The sequence below is a fragment of the Saccharothrix algeriensis genome (genome assembly GCF_016907655.1).
In the GTDB taxonomy this organism is placed as follows: domain Bacteria; phylum Actinomycetota; class Actinomycetes; order Mycobacteriales; family Pseudonocardiaceae; genus Actinosynnema; species Actinosynnema algeriense.
The window spans coordinates 6,599,791-6,612,347 of record NZ_JAFBCL010000001.1 but is presented as its reverse complement, the minus strand read 5'-3'; the positions used below and the strand labels follow the sequence as shown (position 1 = coordinate 6,612,347).

Genomic DNA, 12,557 nt, shown 5'->3' with positions numbered 1-12,557 from the left:
GGCCGGGCCGCCCCGCCGCGGCGGTCAGCCGGTGTCGACGCGGGTCACCGGGGCCACCACGAGGTCGTGCACGCGCCAGTCGAACGCGCGCGCCCACCGCTGGAGCTCCTCCAGCCGCTCCACCAGGCGGTCGACGCCGGCGACCGGCACCACCAGCAGCTCGCCGACGAAGACGTGGCCCTCCTCCCGCACCCGCAGCCACGCGTCGGCGATCCAGTCGTGGTCGAGCACCCCCGCGAGCAGGGCGTCCGGCGTCGGGTGCGGGCGGCTGCCGTCGACCACCCGGGGCCGGTCGTCCATCAGGTCGGCCACCGCGCCGCGCGTGGTGCGGACGCCGTCGCGGACGATGTCGCCGCCGATGACCAGCGCGGCCACCGCGTCGGCCCACCACAGGCCGAACCCGATGCCCAGGACGCCCAGCACCGCCGCGGCGGCGGTCAGCCAGTCGGCGCGGTTCATCTCCGCGTCCGCGTAGAGCACCTTGTCGTGCAGCTCCCGGGCGATCCGGAGCTTGGCGCGGCCGAGCAGGATGGCGGGCACCATGGTCGCCAGCAGCACCGCGATCATCAGCCAGCCGAGCCACAGCTGCACGCCGAACAGCTCGACCAGGCCGATCGGCGCGCGCTCGCCGGCCAGCAGGCGGGCCGCGGAGTCGTAGACGACGTAGCCGCCGAGGCCGAGCAGCGCCACCGAGCCCGCGAGGAACGCCACGCTGACCGCGCGGTGGTAGCCGTAGGGGAACCGCCGGTCGGGCGGCCGGTTGCGGAACCGGTCGGCGACGAGGAACGCCGCGGGCGGCACCAGCCCGAGCATGTCCTCGATCCAGGCCGCCTTCATCGCCTGCGACTGGCCCAGCGTCACCGCCAGCAGCGCGACGGCGGCGGCGAAGAACGCGATCGTCCACCACTCCAGCCGCACCGCCCGGCGGTGCAGGGCGGCCTTGTCCGGTGGCAGCTCGAACCGGTCGGAGACCTTCACACCGCCACCCCGCCCGCCTCGGCCAGCAGCCGGTCCACCTCGCCGTCGGGCAGCCCCAGCAGGAACCGCTCCACCTCCACCTGCCACCCGTTCTCCCCCAGCGGCAGCGCCCACACGTGCTCGCGCTCCAGCAGCACGTGGTCGGTGACGCGCAGGCCGAGCCCGGCCGCCCGCCAGTGCTCCACCGCCACCGGCAGGTCGACCGCCCCGGCCACGTCGTCCACCGGCACGGGGACGGCGTCCTGCGCGGTCAGCGCGGCGACCTCGGCGGTGCCGGCGCGCACCGCGACGCGCACCCCGGCCAGGTCCGCCGGGACCTCCCCGGCCGCCGCGACGACCACGCGGCTGGTCGCGTAGGGGCGGGTCAGCGAGGCGTGCTCGGTCCACGGCGCGTCCTCGGCCAGCCCGCCGACGACCAGGTCCAGCTGCCGCCGCGCCACCGCGGCCATCAGCTCGGACTCCGCGCCGCGCCGCCACCGCACCCGCGCGCCCAGCCGGTCGGCGAGCCGCTGCACCAGCTCTGCCTCCGCGCCGGTCACCTCGTCGCCCAGCACCGTCCAGGGCCGGTGCTCGGTGACACCGACCCGCAGCACCCCGCCGCGCACGCGGTCCAGGGTGCCGTCGACGTCGTGCGGCAACCCGCACCCCGCCACCAGCACGCCGACGAGCACCAGCACGCGCCACATGCGACCTCCACCCGGGCGGACGGCGAAGCGGGCCGGTCCCCGGCGCCCGGCCCCACCCGCCGTGTACCCGGAACGCGCGGAAAACGATCACGTTTCGCGCGCCCGCCCGGACCCGGCCCGACATTCACCCGACCGGGTGATGCACGGCGGGGCGCAACACAGTGCTCACCCGCTCTTCACAGGGCTGCGACCACCGCTGCGGTGCGCTCAGGGAAAAGTGGAGGACGCACACGGACAACGAACGCCACCACCGCCGTACCTACGTTCGACCAAGACCCGTGGCAGGAAGGACGGACATGACCGACGAGGTTCCCACCGCCCTGTCCCTGGCCGACTGGCAGGCCGCCGAGCCCGCCGAGCGCGCCCGGCTGCTCGCCGGGTCCGCCCGGCGGGCCGCGGCCTCGGCGCACGGCGACTGGATCAGCCTCGCCGGGGACCTGTCGCACGGAGCCGGCGCGCTGGCGGGGATCCCGTTCTCGGTCAAGGACAACGTCGACGTCCGGGGGCTCGCGACCACGGCCGGCAGCCCGTTGCTGGGCGACGCGCCCGCCGCCGTCGACGCCGGCGTCGTCAGCGCCCTCAGGGACGCCGGCGCCGTCGTGGTCGGCAAGACCAACCTGCACGAGCTGGCGTTCGGGATCACCAGCAACAACAAGGCTTTCGGACCGGTGCGCAACCCGGTGGACCCCGCCCGGTCGGCCGGCGGGTCCAGCGGCGGCAGCGCGGTCGGCGTGGCGCTGGGCGTCGTGCCGTTCGCGCTGGGCACCGACACCGGGGGCTCCGTCACGATCCCCGCGTCCTTCTGCGGCGTGGTCGGGTTCCGCCCGTCCACCGGCCGGTACCCGGGCGACGGCGTGGTGAACCTGTCCACCAGCCGCGACACCGTCGGCGTGCACGCCCGCGCGGTGCGGGACGTGCGGGCCGTGGACGAGGTCGTCACCCGCGAGCCGGCCGGCGACCCGGTCGACCTCGCGGGGCTGCGCGTGGGCCTGCCGCGCAGCCGCTTCCGCGACGTGGACCCCGAGGTGGCCCGGGTGGTCGACGCGGCGGTGTCGACCCTGGAGCGGGCCGGGGCGGTGCCGGTCGAGGTGGACCTCGGCGACGACCTGGAGCTGGCCGCCGGTCCGGGGAACGACCTGGTGTTCTACGAGGCGCCGCGGCTGCTGGCCCAGCGCGTCGCCGCGCCCGCGCGGCACTGGGCCGAGGCGGTCGCCTCCCCCGACGTCCGCGCCCTGATCGAGGTGCTGTGCTCGTTCCCGCTCACCGCCGAAGCCTACGGCGACGCGCGGGCCGACCGCTGGCGGCTGCGGCGCGCCTACGCCGAGGTGTTCACCCGGGTCGACGTGCTCCTGGGCCCGACGTCGCCCGTGCCGCCGCCGCTGCTCGGGCAGGACGAGGTGGTCCACCTCAACGGGCGGGCGGCGCCGACCTTCGCGACCGTCACCCGCAACGCCGGGCCGGGCACCGTCGCGGGCGTGCCGATGCTGTCGCTGCCGGCGGGCGCGACGGCGGGCGGGCTGCCGGTCGGCGTGTGCCTGGAGGGCCACGCCTTCGGCGACGCGCGCCTGCTGCGCGTCGCCGAAGCGGTGGAGGGCGCGCTGGCCGCCCGCGGGTGAGGCCGCCCGCGCAACCGCCTTCCGGGTGACCGACCGTCCTGTGTGGACGGTCCGTTCCCACGGGTGGCGGCTCGTCCGAACGGAGGCCGGCGGCTAGCCTCGACCGGGCAAGATCCCCCGTCACCTGGAGGATCCATGGTCATCGCACGGGAGTTACCCGACATCCTGTCCCCCGAGTTCGCCGCTGACCCGTACTCCGCCTACCGCGTGCTGCGCGAGCGGGCGCCGCTGCTCTACCACGAGGGGACGCGGAGCTGGCTGGTGTCGCGCCACGAGGACGTCGCGCGCGCCTTCCGCGACCCGGTGTTCACCAGCGACAACTACGACTGGCAGGTCGAGCCGGTGCACGGGCGCACGATCCTGCAGATGAGCGGCCGGGAGCACTCGGTGCGCCGGGCCCTCGTCGCGCCCGCGTTCCGCGGCACGACCCTGCGCGAGGAGTTCGGCCCGGTCATCGAGCGCAACGCGCGCGAGCTGGTCGACGGCTTCCGGCACGCCGGCCGGGCCGACCTGGTGGCGCAGTTCGCCACGCACTTCCCGATCAACGTCATCGTGGACGTGCTCGGCCTGGACAAGGCCGACCACGCGCGGTTCCACCGCTGGTACACCTCGGTCATCGCGTTCCTGGGCAACCTCTCCGGCGACCCGGGCGTGACCGCCGAGGGGCTGCGCTGCCACGACGAGTTCGCCGCCTACCTGATCCCGATCATCCGGCAGCGCCGGCGGGAGCCCGGCGACGACCTGCTGTCCACCCTGTGCCGGGCCGAGGTCGACGGCACCAGGATGTCCGACGAGGACATCAAGGCGTTCTGCTCGCTGCTGCTGGCCGCCGGCGGGGAAACCACGGACAAGGCGATCGCGGCGGTCTTCCGCAACCTGCTGGAGCACCCCGACCAGCTCGCGGCGGTGCGCGCGGACCGGTCGCTGGTGGCGCGGGCGTTCGCCGAGACGCTGCGGTACACCCCGCCGGTGCACATGATCATGCGGCAGACCGCGGCGGAGGCGCGGCTGTCCGGCGGCGTGGTGCCCGCGGGCGCGACGGTGATCTGCCTGATCGGCGCGGCCAACCGGGACGGCGCGCGCTACGACCGCCCCGACGAGTTCGACCTGCACCGCACCGACCTGGACGCCGCGACCGCGTTCACCGCGGCGGCCGACCACCTGGCCTTCGCGCTGGGGCGGCACTTCTGCGTCGGCGCCCTGCTGGCCAAGGCGGAGGTGGAGGTCGGCGTCAACCTGCTCCTGGACGCGATGCCCGACGTGCGCCTGCCCGCCGGCTACCGGGCGGGCGAGCGCGGCGTGTTCACCCGCGGCCCGGCGGAGCTGCCGGTCGAGTTCACCCCGGTGCCGCCCGGCGCGGCGTAGCCCGGCGAACGCAGCGTGGTGCGGCCCTGCGAATCGGACGCGGCGCGGTGCGGCCCGGCGGACCGGGCGCGGCTCAGCGGTTGACGCAGGCCGGGGTGAACTCCACCGGCAGCGCCTCCAGGCCGCGCATCCACACCGACTCCCGCCACACCAGCTCGTCCGGGCCGACCGCCAGCACCACGTCGGGCAGCCGGTCCAGCAGCACCTCCACCGCCGCCTTCGCGATCACCTCGGCGATCTCGGGCGCGGGGAACGGGCAGCGGTGCTCGCCGTGGCTGAACGACATCTGCGCGTGGTTGCCGACCGCGCCCGAGACCGGGTCCGGCCGCACCTGCGGGTCGGTGTTGGCCGCGGCGAGCCCCATGATCACCAGGTCGCCCGGCATGATCCGGTGGCCGCCCAGCTGCGTCGCCTGGGTGGCCCACCGGCCGACGAAGTTCTGCGTCGGCGTGTCCTCCCACAGCACCTCGTTGAGCGCCTGGCCGGCGCTGCGCCGCCCGCCGGACAGCGTGACGGCGAACCGGTCGTCGGTCAGCATCAGCCGCAGCGTGTTGCCGATCCAGTTCGCGGTCGGCTGCTGCGCGGCGGCCAGCACCACCAGCAGGTCGCGCGTCAGCTCCTCCTCGGTCAGGCCCGCCGGGTGCGCCAGCATCCGCGACGGCACGTCCGGGCCCGGCGCGGAGGACTTGCGGTGCACCAGCCGCCGCATCGCCACCGAGACCCGGCCGAACGCGGGGATGGCCTCGTCGCCGCCGTCCAGGGACAGCGACAGGTCGCGCGCCAGCGCGGGCGCCTCCCGGTCGGGCAGGCCGAACAGCTTCGCCGCCACCAGCGACGGCATCGGGTGCGCGAACTGCCTCATCAGGTCGGCCTGGCCGGTGACCACGAACGCGTCGACCAGGGAGTCCGCGACCGCCTCGCAGCGCTGCCGCAGCTCGAACTGGTCGACCGCGCCCAGCGCGTCGCTGATCGCGCCCGAGCGGCGGCGGTGCTCGTCGCCCTCGGCGAACATCACCGACGGCTGGTAGCCCACGTAGGGCATGAGCGGCCAGTCCGGCGGGATCCGGTCCCACTGGTTCCAGCGGCGCGAGTCCCGCGCGAACACCTGGTCGTTGGTCAGGACGTGGTGCACCTCCCGGTAGCCGATGACGTACCAGGCGGGGATGCCGCCCTCCAGCTCCACCGGCGCGACCGGGCCGTGCTCGCCGCGCAGCCGCCGGTACAGCTCGGCGGGCCGCTGCCGGAACAGCGGCCCGTGCAGCGCCACCACGGGCTTGGCGTGGGCCGGGCACCCCGGCGGCGCGGGCGTGCCGTGGGGCGTGGTCGGCGCGGTGCGGTCGGTCTGCTGGTTCACGGCGTGGGCTCCCTGGCGGAGGACAAGGCGAAGAGGTGGTTGACCAGCGCGACCAGCACCGCCTTGCCGGAGTCGCGCCGGCGCGCGTCGCAGTCGACCAGCGGCACGTGGTGCGGCAGGTCCAGCGCGTCGCGGAGCTGGTCGAGCGAGTGTCGTGGGTGGCCGAAGTTGTTGCGCGCCACGATGAACGGCGTGCCGTGGTGCTCCAGGCGGTCGATGGCGTACCACGAGTCGCGCACGCGCCGGGTGTCGACCAGGACCACCGCGCCCAGCGTGCCGCTGAACAGCCGGTCCCACAGGAACCAGAACCGCTCCTGGCCGGGCGCGCCGAACAGGTAGAGGACCAGCTCGTCGTCCAGCGTGATCCGGCCGAAGTCGAACGCGACGGTCGTGGTGGTCTTGGCCCGCACGGCGCTGGTGTCGTCCACGCCGGCGCCGGCCCCGGTCATGGTCTCCTCGGTGGACAGCGGCCTGATCTCGCTGACCGAGCGCACCATCGTCGTCTTGCCCACGCCGAAGCCGCCGACCACGACCACCTTCAGGCCGTGGCGGGCGGTCGCGCGCAGCGGAGCGGGGTCAGAGCTTCTGGAGTCCAAGGAGAATCCGCTTCAGCAGGTCCGGGGACGGCAGCGCGTCCGGTGCGGGACGGGGGCGGGGGTGGCGCGCGGTGACCACGCCGGCGTCGAGCAGGTCGCACAGCAGGATGCGCACGACGCCGACCGGGAGCCCCAGCTCGGCCGACAGCTCCACCACGGCGGTGGGGCGGCGGCAGGTCCGCAGGATGCGGACGTGCTCGGACTGCATCCCCGGCGACGGCTCGCTCTCGCTGACGATCAGCGTCACCAGGTCGATCGAGGGGCCGTGGACCCGGCTGCGCCCGCCGGTGATGGTGTAGAGGCGGTCCGGGTCCTCGTCGTGCAGCCGCGGGCTCATGCCGGCAGCCGGCCGTGCGGGTGGCGGCGCGGCGGCGCCGAGAGGTAGTCGCCGAGCTGCTCCACCAGCTCGACCATGTTGTGGCCGATGATGCCGGCGTCGGCGTCGTCCGCCGCGACCACGGCCAGGTGCGCGCCCTGGCCCGCCTCGACGATGAACAGCAGGCCGCCGTGGAACTCGGTCATCGACTGGCGCACGCCGCCGGTGCCGTCGCCGAACTCGACCGACGCGCCGTAGGCGAGGCTCTGCATCCCGCACGCGATGGCGGCGAGCTGGTCGGCTTGGTCCACCGAGAGGCCGCCGGTGCGGCAGAGCTTGAGCCCGTCCTTGGACAGCACCAGGGCGTGCCGGGAGCCGGGCGTCCGGTCGAGGAGGTTCTCCAGCAACCAGTCGAGGTCGCGGTCGGTGGTGTTCATCCGGGCGTTCGGGGCCGCGGTAGCGCCGTGCCCCTGCCTCCAATCTTCTCGGGTGTTCGGCGGGCCTGGTGGGACACCTCAGGACGGCCAGCGGGGGGCCTCGTCGGGTTCGGGCCCGGCCTCGGACCGCTCCCCCGCCGACCGCTCGTCGCGGGTCGCGTCGCCGTGGTCGGGCGGGCCGTGGTTCTCCGGCGGGTGGCCCTCGGGGCGGGCGTCGCGGTGGGGGCGGCCGGCGTTGCGGAACGCGCTGAACCGGACGGCCGCGTCCGGGTGCGGCCCGGCGCCCTCGGCCGGGCGGCGCGGCGCGGGCGAGGACGCGGAGCCCAGCGTGCTGCCCCGCCGGCGGCGCGGCAGGACGACCTCGTCCGGCTGGTCGGCGGGCTGCCACGCGGCCTGCCCGGCGGCGTCGGCGGCCTGCCGCGCGCCGGGTTCGGCGGGCCGCCACGTGCCGGTGTCCGCGGCCGGTTCGACCTGCCCCGGTTCCACCTGCCACGGCTCGACCTGCCACGTGGCGGGCTCCGCGGGCTGCCACGCGGCCGGCTCGGCGCCCTGCTCCGCGGGGGGCTCGGCGACGTGCCACGTGGTCGGTTCGGCGGGCTGCCGGGCGGCGGGCACCCCCTGCTCGGGGACGGCGGGCGCGGGCGCCTCCGGCGCCCCGACCACCGGGAGGGCGGTCGGCGTGCCGGACGGGTCCGCCGAGCGCCGCCGCCCGCCGCTGGGCCGGGGTTCGGTGACCAGCGCGCGCGGGATCATCACCACCACGCCCGTGCCGCCCCGCGACGACGGGCGGAACGACACGGTCAGCCCGTGCTTGCGCGCCAGCCTGCCGACGACCGCCAGCCCCAGCCGGGTGCCCGACAGCTCGGTGAGGTCCAGCGCGCCGCCGGCGACGGTCCGCTCGGCGCGGCGCAGCGCCAGGTCGCCCATGACCAGGCCGCCGTCCTCGATCGTGACGACGACGCCCGCCTGCACCTCCTCCACGTAGACGTGCACCTGCTCGGAGGGCGGGGAGAAGCCGCACGCGTTGTCGATCAGCTCGGCGAGGGCGTGCATCACGCCCTCCGCCGCGTAGCCGACGATCGCGGCGGAGCTGGCGGAGTGCGTGCGCACCCGCTGGTAGGCGCTGACCCGGCCGACCGCGCCCCGCAGGATCGACTCCATGACGATCGGCTTGGTCCAGCGGCGGCCCGAGCGCGAGCCGGTGAGCACGGCGATGCTGTCGGCCAGCCGGCCGGCCTGCGCGGTGCTGTGGTCGAGTTCGAGCAGGTCGCCGAGCACCTCCTCGCCGTGCCGCTCCTCCATCTCGCGCAGGTCGGCCAGCATGGTGGTGGCCAGCGCCTGCATCCGGCCCGCGGCGTTGCCGCAGGCGGCCATCGCGGCGGCCCGGGCGCGCTCGCCGCGGCCGACCTCCTCGGCGAGGGTGCGCAGGACGTGGTCGTGGTCGGGGTTGGCGGGCCGGTCGACCTCGGCGAGCGCCGTCTCCGACGACGAGCCCGCGCGCAGCCGCTCCACGAGGGCGGGCACGAGGCGGTGGGCCAGGTCGGCGGACTCGCCGGCCAGCGCGTCGGCCCGCTCCCGGCAGCGCCGGGCGGCGTCGCGCTGCCACGCGGCGGCGGTCGCGGCGGCCACCAGCGCGACCGCGACGGCCGCGGCCCACCAGGCGACGGCGGTCGGCGCGCCCGGCGGCGCGGAGCGCACCGCCCAGGCGGCCGGGCCGCCCACGACGACCAGCGCGCTCACCGCGGCGACCGCGGCGGGCCACGCCGAGGGGCCCGCCGCCGGAACACTGGACGGGGTCTGTGCTGACATCAATCAGGTCCTCGCGGGCGATCGGGGAACGTGCGTGCGCGCTTTCCCGGCCGGTGTTGCGCACCATTCCCGATGACGGGGAACAAGCCCGTGCTGCCGGCCGTCCGGGGGCCTGACCGGACGCTGGTCGGCGGGACATCCGCTCCGGTGGCCGCACGGCGGGATTAGCCTGCCGACCACCGTTCGGGCTGTCAAGACTCGTCGGGAACGTTCACCCGTGCGTACACCGAACAGCGCAGCACTCCGAAGAAATCGCAGCTCAGGGCTTTAGGCGAGGTCGAATGGAAAACCCGGCGAACCCCGTGGACGTGCTCTCGGTATAACCATTCATTCTTTCGTGGCACACGACGGCCTATTTCCGTCTTCGCCCACCGGACACCGATCACGTGAACCCGGTCAGCGAACGCGATCCGGTATTGCCCTCACCTGTTCGGAACAGCGCGGCCGGCCCGCCGGTGATCCCGGTCGGCCCCGATCCGCACCGGTCGGCCTCAGTCGCCGCAGCGCGCGCAGCTGTGCGGCCCCACCTGGCGGTCCAGGCCGCGCCAGCCCGAGGCGGACGCCCGCTCCCACAGCGCGCGCCACCGCCGCGGCGGGTCGGCGCAGTCGAAGGCCCGGCCGCAGCCGTCGCAGATCAGGAGCAGGGTCGTCGGGTCCGGGTGCCCGGGAATCGCGGTCACGGCGGGTGCATCGGCTTTCTCGACGGGCGCGGGTGGGGCAGGCGCCGGCCGCGCCCTTGCGGCCGACGCCTGGTCTTGCACCCGGGAATCCTCGTGGCGCTCGACGTCCAGCCTGGCCCGCAACCGCGCCGGCGAACCTTGCGATCAGCTTGCGATCGGCGCACGACCCGGCAGGGTGGTGGAGGAACGCCCCGGCCGGACGCGAGGATCGACGGGACATGGACTACTCCGTACTGCTCGTCGAGGACGACGCGCACATCAGGCAGGCGCTCGGCCTGGCGTTGGGCGACGAGGGTTTCGCCGTGTCCGACGCCGTCTCCGGCGAGGAGGCGCTGCGGCTGCTCGACCACGAGACCTTCGACGTGGTGCTGCTGGACCTCATGCTCCCCGGCGTCGACGGGCTGGCGGTCTGCCGCACGCTGCGCGACCGGGGCGACCTGCCGATCATCATCGTCACCGCCCGCACCGACACCGCCGACGTCATCGCGGGCCTGGAGGCCGGCGCCGACGACTACGTGACCAAACCGCTGGTGGCCGGCGAGCTGGCGGCCCGCATCCGGGCCCTGCTGCGGCGGCGCGGCGGCGGTCGCCAGGACGAGGTGCTGCGGTTCGGCGGCCTGGAGGTGCGCCCGGACGCCGGCACCGTCCACCGCGACGGCGCCGAGGTGCACCTGACCCGCACCGAGTTCCGGCTGCTGGTCGAGCTGGCCGGCGCGGGCGGCCGGATCGTCACCCGCGAGCAGCTGCTGCAGCGGGTCTGGGGCTACGACTACTTCGGCGACACGCGGCTGCTCGACGTGCACATCCGGCGGCTGCGGCGCAAGGTCGAGCCGGACCCGGACGACCCCACGCTGGTGCTGACGGTGCGGGGCGCGGGCTACCGGATCGACCCGGACCGGTGACGCCGTGCCGCGGCTGACGCTGCGCTGGCGGGTGGCGCTGACCCTGGGGCTGGGGTCGCTGCTGGTCACCAGCGCGCTGGCCATCACGATCTGGAACCTCACCTCCGGCTACATGCTGCGCCAGCGCGAGCAGAGCGGCGTGCGCCAGGCCGAGGTGAACGCGCGGCTGGTGGACGAGTCGCTGCGCAGCGGCTCGGACGGGCTCAACGAGCTGCTGACCGGCCTGACCACCGGCCCGGACACGACCGTGCTGCTGTTCCGGCCCGGCCAGGTGCTCACCAGCGGGCGGCAGGTGGACACCGCCGTGCTGCCCGGACCGCTGCTGGACCTGGGCCGCGACGGCGTGCCCGCGGCGCAGCGGATCATCGTCGACGGCATCCCGGTGCTGGCGGTGACGCTGCCGATCACCTCCGCCGACGGCGTCTACGTCGAACTCGCGCCGCTGATGCAGCTCGACCGCGCGTTCCGGTTCCTCAGCGGGGTGCTGATGGCCGGCACGGTGGTCAGCGGCCTGCTGGGCGTGGCGCTGGGGTCGTGGGCGGGCCGGCGCGCGCTGCGCCCGCTGACCGAGCTGACCAGCGCCGCGTCCCGGATCGCCGGCGGCGACCTGCGCGCCCGGCTGCCCACCCAGACCGACCCCGACCTGACCCCGCTGGCGACGACGTTCAACGCCACCGCGGACGCCCTGGAGCAGCGGGTGGTCAAGGACGCGCGGTTCGCCGGCGACGTCAGCCACGAGCTGCGCTCGCCGCTGACCACCATGGTCAACGCCGCGGCGGTGCTGCACCGGCGGCGCGCCGAGGTGCCGGGCACGGCGGGCAAGGCGCTGGAGCTGCTGACCTCCGAGGTGGACCGGTTCGCCCGCATGGTGGTCGACCTGCTGGAGATCAGCCGCACCGACCAGGAGGCGGACGACCCGACGCTGGAGCCCATCGACATGTCCGTGCTGGTCGCCAACGTCGTCGCCGCGCGGCCGGGCAGGCCCGTCGCGGTGGAGGCCGACCCGGCCGCGCACGTGCTGGGCGACCGGCGGCGGCTGGACCGGGTCGTGGCCAACCTGCTGGACAACGCCGAGCGCCACGCCGGCGGCGCGGTGCGGGTCGCGGTGACCGCCGTGGGCGACGTGGTCCGGCTGGAGGTGGACGACGCCGGTCCGGGCGTGCCCCCCGAGCTGCGGGACCGGATCTTCGACCGGTTCCACCGCGGCGCGCGGGCGGGCAGCCGGGGCGGGGACACCGGCAGCGGCCTGGGGCTGGCGCTGGTCGCGCAGCACGTGCAGCGGCACGGCGGGGCCGTGTGGGTGCAGGAGCGGCCCGGCGGCGGCGCGCGGTTCGTCGTCGAACTCCCGGAGACCCCCCGATGAGGGCGGCGGTCGCGCTCGCCGGGGTGGCGCTGGCGGCCGGCCTCGGCCTGGCCGGCTGCGGGGTCACGGCCCAGGACGAGCCGCAGCCGCTGGTGACCTCCACGGCGGGCCCGGCGTCCACCCCGACGCTCACCCAGCGGCCCGACCCGCGCTCGTCGCCCTCCCCCACCCCGTCGACGCCCACCGCCACGCCGACGACACCGACCCCCACCCCCGAGCCGACACCCGGGCCGACACCCGGGCAGGCAACCGGCACGGCTCCCGCGGCGACGCCCGCAGCGGCACCCGCGGCGACGCCCGCAGCGGCACCCGCAGCGGCCCCTGCACCGGTCCCCGCAGCGGCCCCCGCCGCCGCGTCGGCGCCCGCACCGGCCCCCGCCGCCGGCGGCGCGCCGGCCGGGCCGCGGCCCTGAAGGGCCGATCGTCAGCTACTCGTCAGGTCCACCACCAGGCAC

Annotated in this window: 12 protein-coding genes; 4 read left to right on the top strand and 8 right to left on the bottom strand. The window is 75.9% G+C overall.

Annotated features, from left to right (window positions below; genetic code table 11):
• Positions 1-24: 24 nt before the first annotated feature.
• A complete protein-coding gene (locus tag JOE68_RS29565) occupies positions 25-978 on the bottom strand; it encodes a cation diffusion facilitator family transporter (RefSeq protein WP_204845650.1) in 954 nt (317 codons plus the stop codon).
• Positions 975-1,664, bottom strand: coding sequence for a substrate-binding periplasmic protein (locus JOE68_RS29560; RefSeq protein WP_204845649.1), 690 nt, complete (start codon positions 1,662-1,664; stop codon positions 975-977). Before JOE68_RS29560 ends, JOE68_RS29565 begins: the two co-directional genes overlap by 4 nt.
• 296 nt (positions 1,665-1,960) lie before the next feature.
• Between JOE68_RS29560 and JOE68_RS29555 the strand changes: the two genes are divergently transcribed.
• Together JOE68_RS29555 and JOE68_RS29550 are read left to right on the top strand one after the other, a co-directional pair.
• Positions 1,961-3,280: an amidase family protein gene (locus JOE68_RS29555; protein WP_204845648.1), complete on the top strand. Its 1,320-nt coding sequence runs from the start codon at positions 1,961-1,963 to the stop codon at positions 3,278-3,280.
• 135 nt (positions 3,281-3,415) lie between these two features.
• The gene (locus tag JOE68_RS29550; protein ID WP_204845647.1) at positions 3,416-4,645 is read left to right on the top strand and encodes a cytochrome P450; all 1,230 of its coding nucleotides are present in this window, start codon (positions 3,416-3,418) and stop codon (positions 4,643-4,645) included.
• Between the two features lie 73 nt (positions 4,646-4,718).
• Here JOE68_RS29550 and JOE68_RS29545 read toward each other — a convergent pair whose 3' ends face one another.
• From JOE68_RS29545 to JOE68_RS29520, 6 genes are all read right to left on the bottom strand, one after another.
• The gene (locus tag JOE68_RS29545) at positions 4,719-5,906 is read right to left on the bottom strand and encodes a cytochrome P450 (RefSeq protein ID WP_204846351.1); all 1,188 of its coding nucleotides are present in this window, start codon (positions 5,904-5,906) and stop codon (positions 4,719-4,721) included.
• Between the two features lie 89 nt (positions 5,907-5,995).
• Positions 5,996-6,595: a GTP-binding protein gene (locus tag JOE68_RS29540; RefSeq protein ID WP_204845646.1), complete on the bottom strand. Its 600-nt coding sequence runs from the start codon at positions 6,593-6,595 to the stop codon at positions 5,996-5,998.
• Positions 6,576-6,932 (bottom strand): DUF742 domain-containing protein, encoded by a 357-nt coding sequence (locus JOE68_RS29535; RefSeq protein ID WP_204845645.1) that lies wholly within the window; start codon positions 6,930-6,932, stop codon positions 6,576-6,578. The genes JOE68_RS29540 and JOE68_RS29535 overlap by 20 nt, the downstream gene beginning before the upstream one ends.
• The gene (locus JOE68_RS29530; protein WP_204845644.1) at positions 6,929-7,348 is read right to left on the bottom strand and encodes a roadblock/LC7 domain-containing protein; all 420 of its coding nucleotides are present in this window, start codon (positions 7,346-7,348) and stop codon (positions 6,929-6,931) included. The genes JOE68_RS29535 and JOE68_RS29530 overlap by 4 nt, the downstream gene beginning before the upstream one ends.
• Before the next feature lie 78 nt (positions 7,349-7,426).
• Complete coding sequence (locus tag JOE68_RS31560) at positions 7,427-9,157, bottom strand: ATP-binding protein (RefSeq protein WP_239562395.1); 1,731 nt, start codon at positions 9,155-9,157, stop codon at positions 7,427-7,429.
• 491 nt (positions 9,158-9,648) lie between these two features.
• Positions 9,649-9,837 (bottom strand): hypothetical protein, encoded by a 189-nt coding sequence (locus tag JOE68_RS29520; RefSeq protein WP_204845643.1) that lies wholly within the window; start codon positions 9,835-9,837, stop codon positions 9,649-9,651.
• 218 nt (positions 9,838-10,055) lie between these two features.
• Between JOE68_RS29520 and JOE68_RS29515 the strand changes: the two genes are divergently transcribed.
• Both JOE68_RS29515 and JOE68_RS29510 read left to right on the top strand, forming a co-directional pair.
• Positions 10,056-10,739, top strand: a complete 684-nt coding sequence (locus JOE68_RS29515) for a response regulator (protein WP_204845642.1) — start codon at positions 10,056-10,058, stop codon at positions 10,737-10,739.
• A gap of 4 nt (positions 10,740-10,743) precedes the next feature.
• Entirely contained in the window at positions 10,744-12,102 is a 1,359-nt protein-coding gene (locus JOE68_RS29510) for a HAMP domain-containing sensor histidine kinase (protein ID WP_204845641.1), read from the top strand.
• Positions 12,103-12,557 lie beyond the last annotated feature (455 nt).

What these genes read in the sequence shown, in the direction of transcription:
- JOE68_RS29560 (WP_204845649.1), bottom strand. Translation starts at nt 1,664, where the DNA reads ATGTGGCGCGTGCTGGTGCTCGTCGGCGTGCTGGTGGCGGGGTGCGGG.
- JOE68_RS29555 (WP_204845648.1), top strand. Translation starts at nt 1,961, where the DNA reads ATGACCGACGAGGTTCCCACCGCCCTGTCCCTGGCCGACTGGCAGGCC.
- JOE68_RS29550 (WP_204845647.1), top strand. Translation starts at nt 3,416, where the DNA reads ATGGTCATCGCACGGGAGTTACCCGACATCCTGTCCCCCGAGTTCGCC.
- JOE68_RS29535 (WP_204845645.1), bottom strand. Translation starts at nt 6,932, where the DNA reads ATGAGCCCGCGGCTGCACGACGAGGACCCGGACCGCCTCTACACCATC.
- JOE68_RS29530 (WP_204845644.1), bottom strand. Translation starts at nt 7,348, where the DNA reads ATGAACACCACCGACCGCGACCTCGACTGGTTGCTGGAGAACCTCCTC.
- JOE68_RS31560 (WP_239562395.1), bottom strand. Translation starts at nt 9,157, where the DNA reads ATGTCAGCACAGACCCCGTCCAGTGTTCCGGCGGCGGGCCCCTCGGCG.
- JOE68_RS29515 (WP_204845642.1), top strand. Translation starts at nt 10,056, where the DNA reads ATGGACTACTCCGTACTGCTCGTCGAGGACGACGCGCACATCAGGCAG.